Here is a 23,180-nt window from a genome sequence, read left to right as displayed (position 1 = left end):
CAGCCCCGTGCGCCCTCGCCACCGCCGTGCCCGAGTACCCGCCGGCCCCGGTGCCGCCGACCCGCCACCCGTCGCCCCTCCCACTCCGGACTGCCCGATGACTCTGCCTGACACCGCCGCGAACCCGGCCGGCGCCGACCGCACCTTCCAGGTGGATCTGCGCGGCCTCGTCGATCTCCTCTCCCACCACCTTTACTCCAGCCCCCGCGTCTACCTGCGCGAACTCCTGCAGAACGCGGTGGACGCGCTGACCGCCCGGCACGCCCTCGAACCGCCCGCGCCCGCCGACGCCTTCGGCATTCGCCTGTACGCCGACGGTTCGGTGGTACGCGTCGAGGACGACGGCGTCGGTCTCACCGAGGCCGACGTGCACACCTTCCTCGCCACGATCGGCCGCAGCAGCAAGCGCGCGATGGGGGTCCCCCCGGCCGAGCCCATTCGAGGCTGGGGGAGGATCGCCGAGCAACGCGCGGACTTCATCGGCCAGTTCGGGATCGGCCTGCTCTCGTGCTTCCTGGTCGCGGACGAGATCCACGTCCTGAGCCGCTCCGCCCGCACTTCTGACGCCCCCACTGTGGAGTGGCGGGGACGCGGCGACGGCAGCTACACCGTCCGCACCCTGCCCGCCACCGCCCGCCCCCGGCCCGGCACCACCGTCACGCTGACGCCGCGCGCCGACGCGGGCGAGTGGACCCGCCCGGCCCAGGTGCACGCGCTGGCCCGGCACTTCGGCTCGCTGCTGCGCCACCCGGTGACCTTCGACGACGGCACAGGCGGCACGGGCGGCCCTGGTGCGCCCGTCAACCCCGAGCCCGCAGCCTGGGCACGTACGTACCCCACACCGGGAGCCCGCTCCCGTGCGCTGGCCGCGTACGGCCAGGAGGTCTTCGGGTTCACGCCGCTGGACACCATCGAGCTGGACCTGCCGGCCGTGGGCCTGAAGGGCATCGCGTGCGTGCTGCCCGAGACGGTGCCGGCCGGGCGCCGCCACGGCCACCGCGTGCACGTCAAGGGCATGCTGCTGTCCGAGCAGGCCGAGGAGATCCTGCCCGAGTGGGCCTTCTTCGTCCGCTGCGTCGTCGACGCCGAGAGCCTGCGCCCGACGGCGTCCCGCGAGTCCCTGTACGAGGACGACACCCTCGCCGCCGTCCGCGACGCCCTCGCCGAGCGGCTGCGCGCGTGGATCGCCCGGGCCGCCGCCAGCGACCCGGACCTGCTCGCCCGCTTCCTTCAGGCCCACCATCTGGCCGTGAAGTCGCTCGCGGTGCACGACGACGAGATCCTGCGGATGCTGCTGCCCTGGCTGCCGTTCGAGACCACCGACGGGCACACCACCCTCGACGAGTTCGCGCGCACCCACCGCACCGTGCTCGTGACGTCCAGCGTGGAGGAGTTCCGGCAGGTCGCCGCGATCGCCTCGGCCGCCGGACTCGGCGTCGTCAACGGCGGCTACACCTACGACCGTGAGCTGGTTCACCGGCTGCCCGAGATCAGGCCCGAGGTGAGCGTCGCCGACCTCGACCCCGAGACCCTCACCGCCCACCTCGACCCCGTCGACCGGGAGACGGAACTCGCCGCCGCGGCCTACCTCGCCCAGGCCCGCGACGCCCTCGCCGTCTTCGACTGCGACGTCGCGCTGCGCACCTTCCAGCCGGCCTCCGCCCCCGCCCTCCTCGTCGACAGCCGCGAGGCCCGGCACGAGCGCACCCGCTCCCAGCTCGCCCGTGAGCAGGAGGGCGGTTTGTGGGGCGACATCCTCGGCGCCCTGCGGCAGGAGGCACCGCGGGCCCAGCTGATCCTCAACCAGCTCAACCCGCTGGTCCGCACCGCCGTCACCATCGACGAACCCGAACTGGCCCGTACCAGCGCCGAAGCCCTCTACGGACAGGCCGCGATGCTGTCCCGGCGCCCGCTCAGGCCCTCCGAATCGAGCCTCATCAACCGCTCCTTCCTCGACCTTCTCGCCCACGCCCTGCGCAAGGACAGCTGACGATGCCGACCGCACCCCATCCCCAGAACACAGACGAGCTGTTCCAGGCGCTCCAGGAGAACGACCGGCGCCCCTACGGCCGCACCCGCACCGTCACCGCCGAGGAACTCGTCGACGCCGCCGAACAGTTCGCGGAGCCCGCCCCGCTCGTCCACGCGCTCCTCGAACTCCAGGAGGCGTACACCTATGGCTCCGAACCCCGGAAGTCGCCCGTCGTCTTCGCCCGCCTGCTCACCCTCTTCGACGAGCAGCCCGACGTCTTCGACGAGCGCCTGCGCCACATGCTGTTCTGGCGGTTCAAGTGGGTGGCCAACGCTCTGCGCGCGCTGCCCGAGATGCCGCTGGCCAGCCTGCAGCAGTGGCTGAAGGAGATGCGCGACCGGTACGAGAAGGCCGACCTCGGCCTCCAGCCCTACTACGGACAGGCGTACCAGCTCGCCGCCCACGTCGGCGAGGACACCACCCTCGCCTACGAGCTGTGGGCGGGCCGCACCCGCACCAGGCTCAGCGACTGCGAAGCCTGCGAGATCTGCGAGCGCGCCCTGTACCACCTCACGGCGGGCGACGACGAGCGGGCGCTCAGCGCCTGGGAGCCCGTCCTGGCCGGGAAGGAATCCTGCCAGGAGGAGCCGGCCCGCTCCGTCTCGTACGCGCTGTTGCCCCTGCTGCGCACCGGCCGCACCGACCGGGCCCGCGAACTGCACCTCGCCGGCTACCGCGGCTGCCGCCGCAACCCCTCGATGTCCCAGGAGGTCGGCCGGCACCTGGAGTTCTGCGCGCTGACCGGCAACGAGGCACGCGGTCTGGAACTGCTCGCCGAGAACCGGAACCTGTTCGACGAGGTCGACTCGCCGCTGGACCTGCTCGGCTTCCTCACCGGCGTGGAGGTCCTCCTCCAGCGCGTCGAGTTCCTCGGCCACGGCGAACTGCCCGCCGCCGGGTACGCGGGCCGCACCTGGACGGTGGCCGGCCTGCGCGCCGAGGTGCGCGGCCGCGCCGACGACCTCGCCGCCCGCTTCGACGCCCGCAACGGAACCACGGCCCACACCGACCGCCGCAGGGCCCGCCTCGACCGTGCCCCGCTCCTGGACACGCTGGACCTGACCCTGCGCCCCCGCAGCCTCGACGACGTGGCCCCGGCCGCCCCGGTCGCCGAACCCGCCGCCCGTACGGCCGCCGCCCTCCCCGACTCCCTGCCCGAACTCATCCTCCGAGCAAGGACGTTGAACGAGCAGGCGCACCCGGACGCACATGCCTGCTGGGCGCGGCTGCGCACGCTCGCGGCCGCCCGCGACTACACCCACCCCGACGATCCGGCCGTGGGCCCGCTCGTCCAGCTGCGCGCGGACCTGCTGGCCGACGAAGCGAACCGGGCGGGTGAGAAGGACGAGTTCGCCGACGCCGCCGCCCTCCACGAGGAGGCCGCGGCCCTGTACGACGACGCCGGAGAGCCGGGTCACGCGGCGTTCTCCCGCGCCTGCGCCCTGCTCGCCACCGCCGAGACCCCCGCACAGGGCGCCGACGGAGCCGAGGCGAAGGCCGCCGCGCTGACCGCCGCCCACGCGTCCTTGGTCCGCCTGCACGAGGAGACGCCCGGCCTCGCCCCGTACCAGGAGGCCCGTCTGCTACGGCTGAGGGCGACCGCGCTCGGCCTGCGCCTGCAGACGTCGGGCAGCGAGGAGCACGTCGCGCCGGTCCTCGCCGAGGTGGACCTGCTGCACGCTTTCGCCACCCGGCACGACATCACCGGGCAGATCTCCGGCGCCCTGCTGCTGCGGGCCAGCACGTGCGCCATATCCGGCGACCTGCCTGCCGCGGTGTCCGAGATCGACGCCGTCCTCGACCGGCTGAAGGCGTGCGGCCCCGCCTGGCACCTGCCCCGCACGCTCGGACTGCGCGGCCGGCTCCAGCTCGGCCTCCAGGACGCGCAGGCCGCGCACGCGGACCTGACCGAGGGCTTGCGACTGGCCGCCGACTGGCCGGCCGACACGGTCGACACCGCTCGCCTCCACGGTGATCTGGCCGAGGCCTGCATGCACCTGGGCCGCCCCGACGAGGCACTGCGGCACCTGACGCGCTCCGCGGAGGTGGAGCTTCGCCGCGGCAGCCGGACGGACGCGTTCTGTGCCTACAGCAACGCGGCCCAGCTCAGCCTCGACCTGGGCCGCGTCGAGGACTGCATCGCTCTGCTCGACTCCCTTCTGGCCGAACCGGACGTCGCCGCCGGAGAGTTGGACGACCGGATCGTGGCCCAGCTGCGCCTGACCCGCGCCCGCGCGCTGCACGCGGGGGAGGACCTCAAGGCGGCCACGGCGGAGTTCGTCGCCCTCGCGGCCGAGTCGGCCGACTGGGACGACGACCCGGGGAGCCACGCCATGATCGCCGCGGAGACCGCCGTACTCCTCAGCGAGTCCGGCGAGTTCGGCCGGGCCCGCGAAGCCGCGGACCAGGCACTCGCCGCCCACGCCCAGGCCCCGCGCTACGAGCAGCTCAGCAACTGCCTGCGCGAACTCGCCCGCCTCCAGGCTCAGCAGCAGGGCCCCGACGGCTTGGCCGACGCCCTCGCCCTGCTCGCCGACGCGGGCCGGATCGCCGACGAGGCCCGCGCCGCCGAGTACGAGGCCCACGGCCGTTCCCTGGACACCGTCCTGGCCTACGAACATGGGCGGGTCAACGCCTACGCGGGCGAGTACGAGGACGCCCTGGCCGCCCTGGAGAAGGCCCTCGCCCTGCTCGGCGAGCCGGGACGGGAGGACGAACACGCCGGCGAGTGGGCCGAGTGCGTCCGTCTCGCGGGTGCCGTGGAGGGCATCTACATGGAACGCCCCGCTCCCGCCCTCACCCGCCTCGACGCGGCGATCTCCAGCCTGACCGTCTTGGGCCACACCGAGGAGACCGAGCCGCTGATCTCCCTGGCGGCCCGGCTGCGCGACGAGGAGTGACGCGGCGGTGCCGGGGCGACAGCCCGCCCCGGCACCGCCGCCCACCGCCAAGTGCGCGCGCCGAGCCGGGCAGAGCATTCAGGTCCTCTTCCGCTATTACGCCAAGTTCCTGGCCGGAGCGCGAAACCCTGCCCACAGCCTGATAGAAGACTCCATGCGGCCGGAAACGCCCCGGAACTGCTGGTCAAAGGGCGCCTGTCGGGAATCTGCCCTGGTCAGGCGCCTTTGGCCAACCTGGAGACCTGCATCGTCTGCGCAGCGAACGACGCCTGGTGAACAGCTCAGAAGCCGTATGAGCCATATTCGTTGTTTTTGTGGCGGCGCTACGGCGCCCCCTCCTACCGGGTGGCCCGGTCCAGCAGCTCGAAGAAGGTGTCTCCCCTCACCACTTCGAACGGGTCGGTGAGCAGCTCGCCGAGCTCGGCGATGTCGCTCGGCGTCCAGTTCCACGCGTTGACCGCCCCGGCGATGAAGAGCGGACCGCTCCCGTCCCAGCCCTCGATGTGCTTCACCAGCCCGTCCCGGTACTCCGCCGCGTTGCCCTGCGGCCAGTAGTTGCCGATCACCGGCAGCCCGGCGGGGCGGATCTGCAGGTCACCGGTCTCCCAGGACTGGATGATGCCGCGCAGCGGGGTGTTGTCCCGGTAGGAGCGGACGATGCGCTCGTCGAAGGGGACCCAGCCGTTGCCCTCCGCAAGCCGCTGGTTGTAGGCGTAGACCAGGTCCATGCCGGTCCGGCGCAGGAAGCTCCCGGTGAGCCGGGTGTACGCGTCCAGCGCCTCCTGCGGCCAAGAGCCGGGATAGGTGTATCCGGCGCCGGACGGGCCGCTGATCAGCAGGTCGTTGGCGGTGGCGGTGCGCTGGTAGTAGGCCAGCAGTGCGGGGCCGATGTCGGCCAGGAGCGGACTGACCGTCCAGTTGACGGGCACCTGACCGCGCGCGGGGTTGTCCCACAGGTCGCGCATGCGGCGTTGGCAGTACTGGATGTTGTCGCCCTCGCCCACGGTGAGCGTGAGGTACACCCGGTTGCGAAGCTTCGCCGACGGACGTGGCCGAACCCGGTCGGAGACTTTTGCCCGGGTGCCGGCGTGCACCGTGCCGTTCATGTAGTAGTCGGCGGGCACCACTTCCACCCCGTGCTGTGAGGCCCGGTCGACGCCGCCCCATTCCCCCGCCACGTCATTGGAGAACCAGCCGCAGTACGGGGTGGTCGGCTCGACCCGGCTGAACACCTCGTCGAGCAGCGCGCCGGTGGCTCCTGAGGGCGGCAGCCACACCACCATGGCCCGGGAGGCGACCGCGTAGTCGCGGAAGTACGGGAAGGGCTCGACGCGGGTGGGCGCGGTGGTCGTAGCGGTGACCAGGTACTGGTTCCACAAGTCGACATCGACCGTGAGCCGGGTGGTCCCGGCCGGTGCGGTGAACCGGTAGACGAAGTAACCGCCGCCGTCACAGAAGCGGTTGGCGTCGCCGCCGATGGAGGAGTTGAGCCCGTCGAAGAGGTACGTGGCTTCGGCATCCGTACCCGGCGCGAAGGACGCGATCTCCTGGCCGTCGGCCCGTACGGTGACCCGCCCCACCGAAGCGCCCCAGCCGTCGTCCCCCAGGGAGTCCTGGAAGCGAAGGAAGGCCCCGTCCTTGCCGGGGAGTTCGGGGCTGAGGTCGAAGGTGCGCACCTCCCGGTTGGAGGAGTCGCGGATACGGTTCGGCTCGCGGGCGATCTCCCGCCACTGGACACCGTCCACCTTCACGGTCCTCGTGGGCGGGAGCCCGGCCAGCAGGGTGTGGGCGCAGCGGGGAAAAAGATTGTCCAGCTGCCAGCGGTAGACCGCCTGCGGATCGTCGGCGAAACGGCCCCGCAGATCGGCGACGACCTTCAGGCCGTACCGGTTCGCCTGTTCGGCGGTGGCCGCGACGGCGTTCTCCAGACCGGCCAGGGTGGTGGCGACGTTGACCGAGTCGGGGACCTTGGGGTCGTGCAGGACGGCCCCGCGGACCTCGCCGCGGTAGCGACGGATCAGGTCGAGAGCGTTGTCGTGGCGGGTTATGTCGGCGCCGGTGCCGGTCAGCCAGCCCAGGTCGACGCCGCCGGCGTCGTAGTTGAAGTAGAGGCGGGGGCGGCGCCGGTTGACGACCCCCTGGAGGGTGGTCAGCAACAGCTGATCGTCCCCGTGGAGTGTGCTCACGTCGGCGACGTCGAGTGTGGTGGCGCGGCCGAAGGACGGCAGCAGGGGAGTGGGACTGTCGCGTTCGGCGGCGGCGGCCTGACCGGGGAGGCCGAAGCCCAGACCGGCTGCCGCCAGGATCGTTCCGTTGGTCAGCAGGAAGTCTCTTCGGGACACCATTGACGATCACTGCTCCTCGGGCGCGGAGTTGACATCGTTGTCACCAGCCAGTGAAGCTAGCGACGCGTGGGGGGTGTGTAAAGGGGGCGGACGCCTCGGCCGGGTCGGCAGCGTGGGCGCGTAGGTCGAGTGGAAGACCAGCGAGGCTGCGCCGATCGCCGCCGCGTCGGCTCCCATCGGCGCGATCTCCACCCGCACGTCGTGCAGACGGCGGTTGAAGGAACGGGTGTTCACCGCCTGCGCCATGGCATCGCGGAAGGCATCCGCGGCTTCACGCAGTGCCGGGCCGCCGATCAGCAGGAGGTCGACGTCGAGCAGGTTGACGATGCTCACGGCGGCATCGGCCAGCCGTACGGTGACGCCCCGGATCGTCTCGACCGCGCCGACATCCCCGGCGCGGAAGGCCGCGCAGATCCCGGCATGGGTGAGCCGGTGACCGGTGCGCGCCGCGTGGGCTGCCTCGATCGCTGCCGGGCGACACTCGGCCTCCAGGCAGCCCCGGTTGCCGCAGTAGCACTCGGCCCCGCCGGGGACCACGGTGAGGTGACCGAACTCGGCCGCGCCGAGGGACCGGCCCCGGTAGATCTGATGGTCGAGGACGAGGCCGCCACCGATGCCCGTACCCAGGTACAGGTAGGCGTAGCTGGGCACGGATCTGCCCGCGCCCGCCCAGCGTTCGCCGATCGCGGCGGCGGTGGCGTCGTTGTCGAAGCAGACGGCGAAGCCGGTGGCCTCCTCCAGGAGCGCCCTGATGGGGATCCGGTCCCAGCCGCTCAGTTGGGGCGGCGAGTACATGGTGCCGTCTGTGTCCAGCGGGCCGGGGCAGGCGAGCCCGACGCCGAGGACCTGGGCGTCGGAGACCCGCGCGGCGTCCAGCAGAGATCGTGTGGTGCGCGCCATGACGGCGATCACCGACGCGGGCCGGAGTCCGGTCGTCAGGGTGCGGCGGCAGGTCCGTACGGGAACTCCGGCCAGGTTGGCCAGGACGACCGTGATCTCGGCGGGATCGAAGTGGATCCCGATCGCGTATCCGGCGTCGGGGTTGATCCGCAGGATCGTGCGCGGCTTGCCGCCGCTCGACGGGAGGGTCCCGCCCTCCCGCACCAGTCCCTCCCCGAGGAGCCGCCGCACGATCACGGAGACGGTCTGCGCGGTGAGGCCCGTACGGCCGGCGATCTGGACCCGGCTGATGCCGTCCGAGGCCCGGATCGCCTCCAGTACGACGGCCTGGTTGTAACTCCCGATTCCGGGGTGGTTCGTTCCCATCGGCATGTGAGGCAATATCACACAGCGTATTGACTTAGTAAATCAGACTGACTTACGTTTCCCGGCACTTGAGGCACGACAGCGCACAACACCGTCATCAGGAGGACGAGTTGAAGAGGCGCACTATGTTGGCCGGGGCGCTCGCGACGGCAGCCGCCGGTGCGACCGCCGTCACGGGTTGTTCGGGTGGTTCCGGGAAGAAGTCGAACGAGATCGAAGTCCTCTACCGCGTGGAGCCGACCTGGCCCCACTTGGAGAAGTCCCTCAAGGGAGCCAAGGCCGAGTACGAGGACGCCCACCCGGACGTCAAGATCAAGCTGACGGCCGTCCAGGGCACCAACGAGGACTACTACACCAAACTCGCCTTGCTGAACCGGTCCGCCGACTCCGCCCCCGACGTCTACCTCCACGACACCTTTCAGGTGAACGCCGATGTGGCGGCCGGGAAGCTGGCACCGCTGGACGATTTCCTCGCCAAGTGGCCCGACTGGAAGGCGCAGTTCCCCGAGTCCGTCCAGAAGGCGGCGCAGGGACTCGACGGAAAGACGTACGGTGTGCCCATCTCGACCGATACCCGCGGTCTCTGGTACCACAAGGATGTCTTCGAGGCCGCCGGTCTGCCGATCCCCTGGACGCCGAAGACCTGGGACGACGTGCTGGAGGCGGCGCGTACCGTCAAGCGCAAGGTGCGCGGGGTCACCCCGTTCTCCATGTATTCGACGAAGATCCTCGGCGAGGCCGCGACCATGCAGGGCTTCGAGATGCTGCTGTACGGGACACCCGGTGGGACGCTGTTCGAGAACGAGAAGTGGGTGACGGCCAGTGCGGGCATCACCGATTCACTGAAGTTCGTCGACACCGTCTACCGGGAGGACCTCGGCCCGAAGAAGGCCGACGCCCTCAACGTCAAGCTCGGCGACAAGGTGCTCCTGGAGTGGTTCCCCAAGGGCAAGATCGGCATCGCGCTGGACGGCGCGTGGATCTCGGGCGCCTGGAAGCCGACGAGCCCCACCCCATGGGCCGACTGGACGAAGAAGGTGGGCTGGACCCCCATGCCCACCCAGAAGGGCGAGGCGCCTGGTGCGGTGAGCATGTCCGGCGGGTGGGTGATGGCGGTGAGTTCGTACAGCAAGCGCAAGCAGGACGGCTTCGACTTCATCACGTTCGCGATGAACAAGAAGCACGCCATGGAGTACTCACTGGGCACCGGCGACCTCGCGGTCCGCAAGGACGTGGCGGCCGACCCGGAGTACGTTGCGGACAACCCGTCGGTGGAGTTCTGGACCGATCTCGCGAAGGTGTCGCACTACCGTCCGGCCTACGAGGCGTACCCGAAGGTCTCCACCCAGATCCAGGAGGCGATGGAAGCGGTGACCCTGGGGTCGAAGTCCCCCGAGGAGGCGGCCGAGCAGTACGCCGAGGGTGTGGAGCGTGCCGTAGGGTCAGACAACGTTGTCAGCAAGGCGTCGTGACGCTCACCACCGCGACCGGACCGAAACGGGCGCCGGTCGCGAAAGCGCAGCCGTCGCCCGTACGGCGCGGGAAAACCATGCGCTGGCTGCTCCCTCTGGCCCCCACGCTCGTGCTGCTCGCGATCTTCCTGGTGGGCCCGGTCGGGTGGAGCGTGTACGTCGCGTTCACCAACGAGACGCTCACCGGGTCGGCGTCCGTCGATCCCCGCTTCGTCGGGCTCGACAACTTCACCCGGCTCTTCGACGACGAGGCCTTCGTCAGCTCACTGATCCGCACCCTCGTCTTCGTCCTCGGCTCGGCCGTCATCGGGCAGAACATCCTCGGCATGCTCATCGCGCTGCTCCAGCGCGGCAAGAGCCGCATGGTGCGCGGCGTGGTGAACGGGGTGGTCATCGCCGCGTGGGTGATGCCCGAAGTGGTCGCCGCCGCCTGCTGGTTCTCGTTCCTCGGCGACGAGGGCACCGTGAACTCGGTGTTCGGGATCCACCAGGAGTGGCTGGTCACCTCACCGCTCTTCGCGGTGATCCTCGCCAATGTCTGGCGCGGCACCGCGTTCTCGATGCTCGTGTACTCGGCAGCGCTCTCCGAGGTGCCGCGCGACCTCCTGGAGGCCGCGAAGGTCGACGGCGCGTCCACACTGCGTACGTTCTTCAGCGTCACACTGCCGCTGATCCGCCGCTCGGTGCTGTCCAATCTGATGCTGACCACCCTCCAGACCCTGGCGAGCTTCGGCCTGATCTACGCCCTGACCGGCGGCGGACCGGGCGAGGCCAGCCAGACCACCCCGCTGTACATGTACGAGCAGGCGTTCCGGTACTTCGAGATCGGCTACGGCAGTGCCATGGCGCTGGTGATGCTGGTCATCGGCGCCCTCTTCTCGCTGGTCTACCTGCGACTGATCAAGGTGGAGTCCTGATGACCCGCTGGGGCGCGCGCTGGTCGGCCCACGCCGTACTCGCGCTGATCACCCTCTCCTTCCTCGGCCCCTTCCTGTGGGTGCTGCTCTCGTCCGTCCAGCCCGGCTCCTCTCCCGCAGCCAAACCCTCCTTCTCCTTCTCCCTCGACAACTTCAAGGCCGTCCTCAACTACGACACCGTGTACGGCCCGCTGCTCAACTCCGTGGTCATCTCCGGCGGGACCGCCGTCCTCACCGTCGTCGTGGCCGGTCTCGCCGCCTACCCGCTCTCCCGCTACCAGTTGCGATTCAAGCGCCACTTCATGCTCACCCTGCTCTTCTCCACCGGCCTCCCGCTGACCGCGATCATGGTCCCGGTCTATGCGATGTTCTTCCGCTTCAGCCTGTACGGCTCGGTCACCGCGATGGTCCTCTTCCTGACGGCGAGTTCGCTGCCGTTCTCGATCTGGATGATGAAGAACTTCATGGACGGGGTGCCGATCAGCCTGGAGGAAGCCGCCTGGGTGGACGGAGCCGGCTGGATGAAGTCGCTGCGGTTCGTCGTCGCCCCGCTGATGGCGCCGGGCATCGCGGTCGTCGCGATCTTCGTGTTCGTCGGCCAGTGGGGCAACTTCTTCGTCCCGTTCGTGCTGCTCGACGCCCCCGACAAGCAGCCCGCCGCCGTCACCATCTACACGTTCTTCTCCCAGTACGGCCGGGTCGCCTACGGCCAACTCGCCGCGTTCTCCGTCATCTACACCACCCCCGCGGTCCTGCTCTATGTCGCGGTCAACAAATACCTCTCCGGCTCGTTCAACATGGCCGGCTCGGTGAAGGGATAACAGGTGCGCATTGTCGAGGTCGAGTCGACCGACCTGTTCGTCGGAACCGCGGACGATCCGCTCCAGGTCGTACGGGTCACGCTGAGCGAACCCGCCCAGGTCGTCATCAGCGGCCCCGGTGTGCACGGGGAGGGGATGGCGGGCGAGATCGGCGTACGGTGCGAGGCCGCCGTGCCCGGCACCGTCGTGCCCATCACCGTCCGGGCCGGCGACGCGCGGATGGAGGCAGAGCTGACCGTCGCCGAACCGGGGTGGACGGTGTGGATGGTGCCGCACTTCCACTACGACCCGGTGTGGTGGAACACCCAGGCCGCCTACACCACCACATGGGACGCGGCGGGCGACACCGCCCAGCAATTCCGGATCGACTTCCAGCAGACCGGCTTCGAGCTGATGCGGCTGCATCTGCGGACCGCCCGCCGTGACCCCGACTACCGGTTCGTCCTGGCGGAGATCGACTACCTCAAACCGTACTGGGACGCCCATCCCGGCGACCGCGCCCTGCTGCGCCGACTGCTCGCCGAAGGGCGGATCGAGCTGATGGGGGGCACGTACAACGAGCCGAACACCAACCTCACCTCCGCCGAATCCACCGCCCGCAACCTGGTCTACGGCATCGGCTTCCAACGCGGTGTGATGGGCGGTGACCCGCAGACCGCCTGGCAGTTGGACGTCTTCGGCCACGACCCGCAGTTCCCCGGCCTGGTCGCCGACGCCGGGCTGACCTCCTCGTCGTGGGCGCGCGGCCCCTACCACCAGTGGGGTCCGATGCTCACCGACCGCGACCGGGAGCGGGACGGCTGGGGCGACCCGTCGGGGATGCAGTTCCCCGCCGAGTTCGAGTGGCTCTCGCCCAGCGGGCACGGGGTGCTCACGCACTACATGCCGGCGCACTACAGCGCGGGCTGGTGGATGGACAGCGCGACGACCCTCGGCGAGGCGGAGGACGCTGTTCTGGAGCTGTACCGGCTGATGCGGAAGGTGTCCGCGACCCGCAACATCCTGCTGCCGGTGGGTACCGACTACACGCCGCCCAACCGCTGGGTCACCCAGATCCACCGCGACTTCGCCGCCCGCTACACCTGGCCGCGCCTGGTGTGCGCGCTGCCCCGCGACTTCTTCGCGGCGGTCCGCGCCGAGCTGCCCGCGCCCTTGCCGCAGACCCGGGACATGAACCCCGTCTACACCGGCAAGGATGTGTCGTTCATCGACACCAAGCAGGCCCAGCGCGCCGCCGAGACCCTGCTCACCGACGCGGAGAAGTTCGCCACCCTCGCCGCGGTCGAGACCGGGGCGGCCTACCCGTACGCCCGCATCGACAAGGCGTGGCGGCAGCTCGCGTACGGCGCGCACCACGACGCGATCACCGGCTCGGAGTCCGACCAGGTCTATCTGGACCTGGTGACGAGCTGGCGGGAGGCGTACGACACGGGGCGCGATGTGCTGGCCGCGTCGCTGCGGCGGCTGGGGGCCGACGACGCGATATGCGTGTTCAACCCGTCCGCCTGGCCGCGCACCGATCTCGTCCGCACGCGCCTGACACACCCTCAACCTGGCTTTCACGGCTGGGAGTTGGAGGACGGCACGCCGATTCTGGTGGAGAACGCCGTCCACCACGAGGACGGCTCGCTCGCGGAGGCCGACCTCGTCTTCCTCGCCCGCGATGTGCCCTCGCTCGGCTACCGCGCCTACCGGCCGCGCCCTTCGCGTACGGGCTGCGCCTGGACGCCGTCCGACGGCCACCGGATCGCGAACTCCACCCACACCCTGGAGGTCGACCCCCGGCGAGGCGGCTGCGTCTCCCGGCTGGCCGTCGAGGGCCGCGAGTTGCTCCAGGCGGGGCGGGTCGGCAACGAGCTGCTGGTGTACGAGGAGTACCCGGCGCATCCGCGCTACCACGAGGGCCCCTGGCATCTGGTCCCCAGCGGCCCGGTGACCGGCTCGGCGTCCCTCCCCGCCAAGTCGGTGACGGTCGAGACGAGCCCGTTGGGCGAGCGGATCACCGTCACGGGCACGGTCGGCCCGGTCTCGTACACCCAGACGCTCACCCTGTGGCACGGGCTCGACCGGCTCGACGGGGTCACCCACATCGACGCTTTCGACGGGGCCGACCAGCTGCTACGGCTGCGCTGGCCGGTGCGGGTGCCTGGTGCGCTGCCGGTGAGCGAGGTCGCCGACGCGGTGATCGGGCGCGGGTTCGGGCTCATCGATGTCGACTCCGAGGAGCACCCCTGGACACTGGACAATCCGGCGGGCAACTGGTTCGCGCTGTCGTCGACGGCCCGGGTCGATCTGCCGGGCGGGGCACGTGCGATCGGTGTCGCGGAGATCGTCACACCTGACGGTGGCGGGGCACGCGATCTGGCGGTGGCTCTGGTCAAGTCCGGTGTGACCAGCACCTGTTCGGCTGCTCCGGGCGCACGGTACGGGGATCTGACCGTCGACTCCAACCTGCCCGATGTGCGCATCACGATCGGAGGCCCCGAAGAGAACCCGTTCACGGCGGAGGTGCTGAGCGGTGTGTACGCCGACGCGTTCGCCGAGCAGCTTGCCGCGACCGGGCGGGTGCGGTTGTGGATCCCGGCCGACAGCCCGCTGGAGAAGGTGTGGGTGCCGGGCGCCGATCTGCGTGGCCCCTGTGCGCTGCCGGTGCTGGTGATCGCCGGTGAGGGGGCGGTGGACGCGCTCGTGGCGGACCTCGACGACGCCGTGATCGAGGTCACGGAGGGCGGTCCGCTCACCGAGCCGCCCCTCGACGACTACACCGTCGCCGTCGTCAACCAGGGCATGCCAGGCTTCGCCGTGGACACCGGCGGCGCGCTGCACCTGTCGCTGATGCGCTCCTGCACCGGCTGGCCGTCGGGCATCTGGATCGACCCACCGCACCGCACCACCCCCGACGGGACCGCCTTCCAGCAGCAACACTGGACCCACTCCTTCGACTACACGCTCCTCGCGGGCGCCGGGGACTGGCGGGCGCGAGGCGTCGTACCGCTCGCGCACGACATCAACCACCCGCTGCGCGCGGCGCACGGCGAGCGCACGGGGCAGCCGGAGCAGCGCTCGTATCTGTCGGTGGAACCGGCCGGGCAGGTCGTTCTCACCGCCCTCAAGCCCACCGGCAATCCCCTGTCCGACGGCCACGACCCCGGCCCGGTCGAGAGTCTCACGATGCGCTGGCACGAGGCGACCGGCCGGGACGCGCGGGCCGTCATCACCACGGACCTCCCGGTGACCGAAGCCCACCGCGCGGACCTGCTGGAACACCCTGAGTCCCCGCTTGCCGGCCTCACCCTGGACCTCGGCGGCATGGACATCGCCACCGTCGTCGCCCCCCTCACCACCCCGGGCGGCGCCCCCGCCCCCGGCCAGGAGCCGCACCAGCCGGTCTTCACCCGCTACTGGCTCCACAACACAGGTCCCGCCCCGATCGGCAACATGCCGCTCGCCCTCCATCTCGAACCGCCGGTCCTGCGGAACACCGACGACGAGATCAAGGTGACGGTCGCTTCGACCCTCGCCGATCGACAAGCCACAGGGAGCGTCGAGCTCATCCTCCCCGAGGGCTGGTCGACCCGGACCGGCCTCCTCCCGTACGACCTCGAGCCCGGTGGTCACACCTCCCGAACGGTCCGGATCGCACCACCCGCCGCGGCCGAGGCGGGCACGTACTGGGTGCGGGCGCGGACGACCCATGACGGCCAGGTCTTCGAGGACGTGACGCGGGTGCTGATCGGTGACGCTCCGGCCGCCGAGCCGGTTGCGGCGCTGGGGACGGCCGGGGTGCGACTGGCACCGGGCGAGTCCGGGGCCTTGGAGGTCACGCTCACCTCCCAGGTGAGCACCCCCGTCTCCGTACAGGCTCAACTGATCAGCCCCTGGGGGACGTTCGAGCTGTTCCCCGAGTGGGACACGGGCACCGAGGTGCCGGCGCACGGCGAGGCCGTGGTGCGCTTCCCCGTCACCGTCCCGGCAGGGACCCGCCCCGGCGGCTGGTGGGCCGTGGTCAAGCTGGCGGCGGCGGGCTGGCTGCACTACACCGAGGCGGTAGAGATCGAGGTGACCCCGTGACCGGGCCGCGGGCGGCCGCGCACGTCGGGGCGCGCGCCGTCACCGAGGACGCGGTCCAGGCGAGGGTCACGGCACTGCGCCGGGGCCCGCTGGCCACCCGGCTGCCCCGCCCGGGCACGGCGGACGCCCGCAATCTGCGCCGCTGGGTGGTCCAGCTGCTGACGTACGAAGCGGTGATCGAAGACGCGGCGGCGGCCATGGGCCTGGCCACTGAACAGACCCACCGGCGAAGGGAGTTCAATCTGTCCGCCGCACTGAGCACGGGCGGAGTCACAGCAGCCGTACTCGCCTCGCTCCCGGTCGCCATGGCTGTGTACGACCACATCACCGCCCACATCACTGTCCCCCCGTCCGAGGTACGCGCCTACTACGACCGCAACCGCGACGAGCACCCCGACCCGTACGAGAAGGCCCGCCCAGCCATCGCACACGAACTGCGCCGAGCGGCAGCGGACCGCCACTTCGCCCTCTGGCTGGAACACCGCCACGCGATGACGGTCACCCTTCATCCCGGCTTCGAACACCCCGCCGATCCCCGCCACGCCGACGCCACCCACCGGCACTGACGCGGCAAGGCACCACGCCTACAGTGCGGTGACCCCCGGAGTGTGGACACAGGGGCTCATGCGACGAGTGAGAGTTTAGCTATCTTGCGGTGTTGCTGTTCGAACTCCATCGGCGAGTACGACACCAGCAGGTTCTTTGTCATCGCCGCTGGGGACGCGGGAGTGATGCCGGACTACCCGTTCCGGCTGAGCTGCCAGGCCGCCACGCAGCTGGGCCCGGCGGCCGCCGACACGATCCTGCGCCGGATCGCGGGGAAGGCGCCCGCTCCCGTCCGGATGTTCTTCGCCGGGCAGTGCCTCAGCCTCGGCCGGAAGGAGGGCGTCACCCAGTTCTCCTACCCGAACGACAAGGTGAACGCGCTCAGCATCAGCGGGCGGCCCGGTGCCGGCGTCAAGGAGATCGCCTGCGTGTTCACCGTCAACAAGTTGGTGTCCGGGGCACGCAAGGCCGGTTCCCGCGCATCCCACGGCCACAGCACCGACCGCCTGGACACGCCTGGGGCGCGACAGACGCCGTCCAACACCGGGCGCGCCGCTTGACCGCTCCTCCTTCCTTCGGCCGGTTCATGTTCAACGGCCTGCTACTGGCGCATGGGGCCGACCGCGAGAGAGCGAAACACACGTATGCTCCGCCGTCGAAGCGGACGTGGCAGTTCGGGCAGAGGCACAGCAAGTTCTCGGTGAGGTCGGGTCCGCCGTCCTCTCTGGCTTGCTCCGGCTCGAACACGACCGAACCACCTGAACGAAGATCACCAAGAGTCACGAGACATTACTGAGATGCGGCGCGGTTCCGCCGGCACCGGCGGACTGGAGCACATACCCGCCCCGATCCGCCTGCCGACATCAGTGCTGTGCCGGGCGGCATCCTCATCCGCCCGGCACAGCGGACTGCCGGCTAGCGAGGCGTCACGGTGAAGCGGTGAGCGCCGGCGTCCAGAGCGGTGATCGTGACGTGGCCATCGACGACCTTCACGTCACGACGTGCGGCGCGGTGTCCGTCCCACACCTTGCTCCCGTTGACGCGTACCACCACGTCCTTGGCCGCTTGGGGGAAGACGACCACACCGGCGGTGCGCTTGGGAGCATGGACGGTCAGCTTGAACTGCGTGGGGGAGTTGGTCCACGCGACCCGTAGCGGACCGTGCGGGGTGGGCAGTTCACCTTGCGCCCAGGCAACGCTCCCCGGATGGGGGCGCACCTGCCATGTGGTGTATCCCGGCGCGGTCGGCTGGGCGCCCAGGAGCTCGTGCGTCAACGCCGGCAGAACACCCGTCGCCCACCCGTGGGCCATGCTGGTGAAACCGTCCTGGTAGAGCGACCCGTTGGGACCGATGGCCTCCCAATGGGTGATGCCCGGGTCGTGGCTGTCCATCCAGCCGTAGGTGCGCCGGATCTGGTCCAGTGCGGAGTCCGCGCGCCCGGTCAGGAAGCGGGCGACGATCTCCGGGTATGAGGTGAACGCGTACACGCGCTGCGAGGCGCCACCGAAAATGGTGTCGTTGTCCATGAACGCGTTGCCGTAACGCAGTTGCGTGGTGGCGTCGAGATGTCCGAGAGCGCTGGTGGCGCGCTCGGAGTCGGCGACTCCTGCGGTGATGGCGATGGAATTGCCGTCCTGGGCGTGCCGGACCGGGCCGGTCGAGGAGTCGAGATAGGCGCCCGCCGACTCGTCCCACAGATGGGTGTTGACAGCCTGGGTGACGTCCTCAGCGCGTCGTGCCCACCGTGTCGCGTCCGCGTCGTGCCCCAACCACCGCGCCAGGCGTGCCGCGTCGTTGAGGGCCTGGACGTAAAGAACGTTGTAGTAGGTGATCCGGCCGGTGCGGTTCAGGAAGGCGTAGTCGCCATAGCTTCCGGTGTCGTTGAGCCCCTTACTGAGCAGTCCGGCCGTGTCGGTGACGCTGGGGTACCACTCGTCCAGGACTTTCAGCAGGTTCGGGTAGTAGCGGGCAGCGTAGGCCCGGTCCCCGGTGTACAGGACGTAGTCCCAGCTGCAGGTCACCCACCACAGGGGATAGTCGAACAGGTGAAGGTCGTAATGGGCGATGGATGCCGGCGGGATCCATCCGTCGGCCCGCTGGTGGTCGGCGAGATCCGCCAGGACGTTGCGCGCTGCGGCTGCGGCGTCGTCGTGCGTGAGGTACAGGGTCCGCGCGGACACTGCGAGGTCGCCGACGTAGGGGTCGCGGTCCCGCTTGGGGGCGTCGTGCAGAACCAGCTTTCCCTCGAGCGATTCGCTCCAGGCGTTGCGAGGATCGACGTCGTCACGGCGGAACGTGTCGATGACAAGCTCGTTGGTGTACGACGCGCCGTACCAGTAGCGGTTCAAGTCCTCGTCGGAGCACTCGAACCAGCCACGGTAGGTATTCGGTGTCCCCAGATAGGCGCTGAACTCCAGGACGACGGAATCGACCGCGACCGTGCCCCAGGGCTGCGCCGCGGGGGCGTCGGTGGCCAGGGCATCCAGAGTGATCTTCAGGTAGCGGAATCCGTGCAGTCCGTCCGCGTAGACCTTGTCCCCGGCCTGGAAGCCCTTGCGGTCGAGCCAGTCGGCGCCCCGGGCGGGAACGGCGAACTGGTCGGTTCCCTGGCTCGCCCCGCCGGCCTGGTCGTTGCGCGTGAAGTCGGAGCGGTCGGTCAAGAACTGCTTCGTCTCCGAAAACGCCAGGCGCACCCCGGGCGAGTTGTCGGAGGCCGAGGCGAAGAGGATACGCGGATACCCCACGACGACTTTGCCGAAGTCGAGCGTCACACTCGGCGCGGCAACCACCGCGATCGGCTCGGGCCATACCTCATTGACACGGGTGAAAGCGCCGTGCGACGTGTCCTGGACCGCGGTGACCGTGATACGGACCCGGGTGGTGGTCACCGCTGCCGCGAACGGCACCGCACACTGGATGACATCGTTGTCTGAGATCGTGGCGACGGTCTGCCACCGCTCTTCCTGCCAGGCCTCGACAGTGAAGTGGGTCGGCACGCCGTCGCTGTTGGAGACGAGCGTGAGACCGGACAGCTCCTTCGGGGCGGGCAGAGTGATGGTCAGTGTGTCGGGTCCGGCGGCTATCGTGTCGTCGTTCCAGAACGTGTCCGGGTTTCCGTCGATGGCGTTGTCGGCCACGTAGGTGCGCGGCTTTCCGTCATTGCCGTTGTTGCCGGCGTGTGCGGAGGACGCCTCGGCGGTGGTCCCCTCGGGCCATGTGGGCGGGACCGCCGGCCTCTCACGGTGCAGGACGGTTGCGGGCCCGCCCGCTCGCAGCAGGGCGTTGGGCCGTTGTACATCGCCGGTGGTGGCAATGACCCGGACCGGCCGCACGGTGGGGGACGAGGGCGCCTGCACATAGCGGTGCCAGGATCCGGGGCCTCCAGCGGCCCCGGGGGCGGCCTTCTGCGGAGGAGTCGCGTCGGCCGATGCGGCCCCGGCTCCGGAAACAGTCACGGACAGGGCTACGGCGCTCGCTCCCGCGACCACCGCGCGACGGCTTGGGCCAGGCTGCTCAACACTCGGGCGCATACTGCCTCATCTCTCGCTCGATCGTTAATTGAAACGATTCAATTCCGGGGAGTGAGGTGAAGTTATCGCAGGGCGTTCGCGCCGTACAGAGATCGCGCAGGATGAGCCGCTCTCCGCGTGGGAATGGGCAGAAATGATCTACAACTCGCCTGACTGTCAGAGCCTGGCGTGGAGAAGCCGTGTTCAGTTTCGGCCGTGCGACAAGAGAGCGGGCGCCACGGAATGTCGGTTACGCCTCGGTTCACCAGAACGTCGGCCGCGCGGCCCATCAAGGCGAGCATCCTGGCCAGAGGTGCCGCATTGGAGGGCGGGCTCACCGGCGGTTCGAAAGGGCCGAAGCCGTGCAACTGCGTGTCCAGATGGGCGCCTTGCACAAGATCCCAGGCATGTACGGTCAGATCGAGCGTCAACTGCCAGGCGGCCGGCGGGGTCGTGACGCATGGCGGCGAACAGCAGATGTCGCCTGCCCTGGTCGTCGGTGAAGTCGGTGGCCAGGCTGCGGGCGTTTCACCGCGAAGCCCGCAGACCTCCGTTGCTCGGGATGCCCGCGGCCCGCGCACACCTCTCGCACATGGTCGAGCAGTTCCCGCGACCGGCAGATCGCGGGTGGGCGTTGCCCGCGCGTGGAGCGGTCCGCAATGCACGAGGCCACCCGATTGACGCCGTGTTCGTCGCGACGGCAGTCAGTCAGGCAGGCCCGCAGTCAGCCACACAGGAGAAATGTCATGCGGTACGTCGTCACAGGCGCCACCGGACAACTGGGCCGCCTGGTCGTTGAAGAACTGCTGGAGCGCGGGGTCGTGCCCCGCCGACCTCGTTGACCACAGCTTGGTCGTGACGAAGGCGTTGCCGCGGGGGAGGCCCAAGCGACGGATGCTCGCCGACCTCCTATTCGTTGCGATAGCCCGCGGCGGTTTCGATCAGCCCGTATTCGCCCTTGAGCGCGGTCTCGAGCCCAGGCACGGTCTCCTCAGGTAACCCAAGCGGCTCCAAGAGACCGAATCCGCTTGTGTGATGGGATGCCCACTGGCGCTCACGGCGGGCACGCGGGTACGTCGCGACAGCCGCAGGAACGAGGGAAGAGGGAGAGGGGGCCATGACGAGCGGGCACGAGACTCACGGGGCAGCTTTCGGCCCGCGGCTGCTGCAGACGCGCGCCCTGACCCGTGAGGCCGGGCAGGCACGGCAGCTCCTGGCCGCCGGGAAGTGGCGCCCTGCCGCGGTGGACTCCGAAGCAGCAGCGGCCGTCCTCGACCGCCTCGCGGCCCCGCTCCCAGCCCGGCGGGCAGCGACCGCACGGACGCTGGCCACGGACCGGGACCGGCGACTCCAACGCCTCCTGCGCACCACCCTCCACCATCTCGACGCAGGCACCGTCAGCCCGCCCGCGGCCGCCCTCTTGGCCGCCGTCGCCCGCGCTTTCCTGCCTTGGCATGCCACCCCGAACCCACCGGGCGCAGCGGCGGCCCCGAGATACGGGACCCCGGCGGGGACGGCAGACGGCCTGGCCGTGCCACCGACAGAGGCTGGCGAGGCCCTGCTCCCCGATTTGATCGCACTGTTCGCCGTGCTGGCCTCGACGAGCCTGCCCGGGACCGTCCCGCTCACGCACCCGGTCGAGCCCTGGCAGGTCCGGTACGCGGGCCGCTTCCGTCGTTATGACAGACCCGCTTTCGGGGTGTGGACGGCCGAGACCGTCGCCTGCCCGGCGTGCGGGGGTATGGCCGGCCCGTGGACCGTGACTTGCGACTGGCGCCTGATCTCGCTGGGCTGCCCGTGCGGGGTGGTGACCCACGAGCACGGCCTCGCCTTCTCCGAAGTCTGGCTTCTTCTACCGGACATGTGACCAGGCGTCGTGGCCGACCGCCCGACGCTCAGTCACAGCCAGCAGGTTGGAAAGGGCTTATGGCTTTCCCTGGGTTCCCCGGCTCCAGGATGAATCTTTCCCGTTTTCCCTAAGGACGAAGGGTGGGGCTGGACGCAAACGGCATGTCGCCGCCAGTGACGCCCGTTGTGCAAGCCCGGGACTTTAGTCCCGGGTAGTTGACTGATGCAGGCCAATTACTGGTGGCAGATGGAGGCCCGGCTGCACGCAGGGCCGGACCTCCAGCGGGTTGCACCATTTCTCGGACTGAGTCGTGGGGGGACTCAGCAGCCGTAGTTGATCAGGTCGAACGAGGCGTAGTGGTCGGCGGTGTAGTAGTCCTCCTGGTTCTCCTCACCGGTGACGATGCGGCGCGCACCGCGCGTGGAGGAGCCCGGCGTGATCACGGTGTATTCGTGATAGTAGCCAGAGGACTGGCTCGGCAGGATGCCTTCCCGGTTCTGGAAGACGGTGCCGTCCTGTGAGTACGGGTAGGGGCCGCCCTGCTCGATCAGTTCGAGGGTGTCGTACGCCTGGGAGGGCAGGTCGCTGTAGCAGATGCTGCCGACCGCGGCGGCCGCCGGGGTGGCGGTGACGGTGCCTCCGACGAGGAGGGCGGACAGGACGGCGGCCGCGGCGCCGATGCGGGTGATTCGTGGGGGGAATCTCATGCCCACATGATGACGCGCGTAGACAGTGGCATGTCAATGACAACTCCGGAGATTTTTCCGTCAAGTCCGATGAGTTTTCGGGAAGTTAACCTGTCGCGCGACGGCTTCATGAGGCCCGCACGTTCGGCTCGCCGGCGCTCTTGGCGTAGGTCGTTCCTGACCGCGCTCGCTACCAGCCGCGCGCGTAGGAACCCTCACGGAACATGCCAGTACTTCGTCCTCGCTGTGCCGCACCCCAAGGTCCCCGCTGGCCCTCACTTCCTCCTGGCCTGACGCCTGCCCGCCCAGGCCGGCGAGGATCGAACGCGCGCTCTCGGTGGTCGGCGTTATCGGAGCCGTACCGGCCCCGCGTCGATCGGCACGTGGACCAGGAGGCGCTTCGAGGTGGCGTACGCGGGTGTGGCGAGCGAAGTCGCGGCCAGGGACGTGGCGGCCGCGGTGACGAACGTGCGGCGCTTCACGCGAGTGCCTCCAAGTGGCTTGCAGAAGGAGCAAGTTGACTCAGAATCGCGGAACGGTGGGGGATCGGCCGGACAGCGCCGTGACCCGTTGTCGTGAGGGCGGCGGCCTCCACCGCCGAGGCGCCCTCGACCAGCCGGGAACGCTCCGTCGAAGGCGTCGCTGGCGCGGGAGGCGTCGACGGGGGTGACGCGGTGCGCGGCGTGACCGGCTGCAAGAAGCAGCCCGCGGCGCCGAAGCCCGCGTGGGCGCAGCCGCCGGCGCACGTCATGGCAGACCCTGTTC

General features: G+C 70.0%; 14 protein-coding genes and 1 pseudogene. 9 read left to right on the top strand and 6 right to left on the bottom strand.

The window, feature by feature from the left end; all coding sequences use genetic code 11:
- Positions 1-97 precede the first annotated feature (97 nt).
- Positions 98-1,990, top strand: a complete 1,893-nt coding sequence (locus AB0D57_RS15945) for an HSP90 family protein (protein ID WP_362072087.1) — start codon at positions 98-100, stop codon at positions 1,988-1,990.
- 2 nt (positions 1,991-1,992) lie between these two features.
- On the top strand, positions 1,993-4,932 hold the full coding sequence (locus AB0D57_RS15940) for a hypothetical protein (RefSeq protein ID WP_362072085.1): 2,940 nt from the start codon (positions 1,993-1,995) through the stop codon (positions 4,930-4,932).
- Between the two features lie 338 nt (positions 4,933-5,270).
- Here the strand turns inward: AB0D57_RS15940 and AB0D57_RS15935 are convergent, their stop codons facing one another.
- Together AB0D57_RS15935 and AB0D57_RS15930 are read right to left on the bottom strand one after the other, a co-directional pair.
- Positions 5,271-7,277: a GxGYxYP domain-containing protein gene (locus AB0D57_RS15935; protein ID WP_362072083.1), complete on the bottom strand. Its 2,007-nt coding sequence runs from the start codon at positions 7,275-7,277 to the stop codon at positions 5,271-5,273.
- A 6-nt stretch (positions 7,278-7,283) separates the two neighbouring features.
- Positions 7,284-8,549, bottom strand: coding sequence for an ROK family transcriptional regulator (locus AB0D57_RS15930; RefSeq protein ID WP_362072081.1), 1,266 nt, complete (start codon positions 8,547-8,549; stop codon positions 7,284-7,286).
- Positions 8,550-8,653: 104 nt separating this feature from the next.
- Between AB0D57_RS15930 and AB0D57_RS15925 the strand changes: the two genes are divergently transcribed.
- The 6 genes from AB0D57_RS15925 (at position 8,654) to AB0D57_RS15900 (ending at position 16,930) form a co-directional block, all read left to right on the top strand.
- Positions 8,654-10,015 carry an extracellular solute-binding protein gene (locus AB0D57_RS15925; RefSeq protein WP_362072079.1) on the top strand — a complete coding sequence of 454 codons (1,362 nt, stop codon included), beginning with the start codon at positions 8,654-8,656 and terminating at the stop codon, positions 10,013-10,015.
- Positions 10,012-10,932 (top strand): sugar ABC transporter permease, encoded by a 921-nt coding sequence (locus tag AB0D57_RS15920; protein WP_362072077.1) that lies wholly within the window; start codon positions 10,012-10,014, stop codon positions 10,930-10,932. Before AB0D57_RS15925 ends, AB0D57_RS15920 begins: the two co-directional genes overlap by 4 nt.
- Positions 10,932-11,753: a carbohydrate ABC transporter permease gene (locus AB0D57_RS15915; protein WP_362072075.1), complete on the top strand. Its 822-nt coding sequence runs from the start codon at positions 10,932-10,934 to the stop codon at positions 11,751-11,753. Before AB0D57_RS15920 ends, AB0D57_RS15915 begins: the two co-directional genes overlap by 1 nt.
- Before the next feature lie 3 nt (positions 11,754-11,756).
- Positions 11,757-15,824 (top strand): NEW3 domain-containing protein, encoded by a 4,068-nt coding sequence (locus AB0D57_RS15910; protein WP_362072073.1) that lies wholly within the window; start codon positions 11,757-11,759, stop codon positions 15,822-15,824.
- Entirely contained in the window at positions 15,821-16,390 is a 570-nt protein-coding gene (locus tag AB0D57_RS15905; protein ID WP_362072071.1) for a hypothetical protein, read from the top strand. The genes AB0D57_RS15910 and AB0D57_RS15905 overlap by 4 nt, the downstream gene beginning before the upstream one ends.
- A gap of 165 nt (positions 16,391-16,555) precedes the next feature.
- Complete coding sequence (locus tag AB0D57_RS15900) at positions 16,556-16,930, top strand: hypothetical protein (protein WP_362072186.1); 375 nt, start codon at positions 16,556-16,558, stop codon at positions 16,928-16,930.
- Between the two features lie 97 nt (positions 16,931-17,027).
- Here the strand turns inward: AB0D57_RS15900 and AB0D57_RS15895 are convergent.
- Both AB0D57_RS15895 and AB0D57_RS15890 read right to left on the bottom strand, forming a co-directional pair.
- Positions 17,028-17,117, bottom strand: a pseudogene (locus tag AB0D57_RS15895) (HNH endonuclease); the annotation flags it as partial.
- Positions 17,118-17,285: 168 nt separating this feature from the next.
- Entirely contained in the window at positions 17,286-19,826 is a 2,541-nt protein-coding gene (locus tag AB0D57_RS15890) for an alpha-L-rhamnosidase C-terminal domain-containing protein (protein WP_362072069.1), read from the bottom strand.
- 1,171 nt (positions 19,827-20,997) lie between these two features.
- Here AB0D57_RS15890 and AB0D57_RS15885 point away from each other — a divergent pair.
- A complete protein-coding gene (locus AB0D57_RS15885) occupies positions 20,998-21,747 on the top strand; it encodes a hypothetical protein (RefSeq protein WP_362072068.1) in 750 nt (249 codons plus the stop codon).
- Positions 21,748-22,049: 302 nt separating this feature from the next.
- Here AB0D57_RS15885 and AB0D57_RS15880 read toward each other — a convergent pair whose 3' ends face one another.
- Both AB0D57_RS15880 and AB0D57_RS15875 read right to left on the bottom strand, forming a co-directional pair.
- Positions 22,050-22,436, bottom strand: a complete 387-nt coding sequence (locus AB0D57_RS15880) for a ribonuclease domain-containing protein (protein ID WP_362072066.1) — start codon at positions 22,434-22,436, stop codon at positions 22,050-22,052.
- Positions 22,437-22,762: 326 nt separating this feature from the next.
- Positions 22,763-22,897 (bottom strand): hypothetical protein, encoded by a 135-nt coding sequence (locus tag AB0D57_RS15875; protein ID WP_362072064.1) that lies wholly within the window; start codon positions 22,895-22,897, stop codon positions 22,763-22,765.
- Positions 22,898-23,180: the final 283 nt, after the last annotated feature.

The organism is Streptomyces sp. NPDC048275, from assembly GCF_040652275.1.
In the GTDB taxonomy this organism is placed as follows: Bacteria; Actinomycetota; Actinomycetes; order Streptomycetales; family Streptomycetaceae; genus Streptomyces.
Note: the sequence above shows the minus strand (reverse complement) of the source record. Positions and strands in the feature narration are given on the sequence as shown.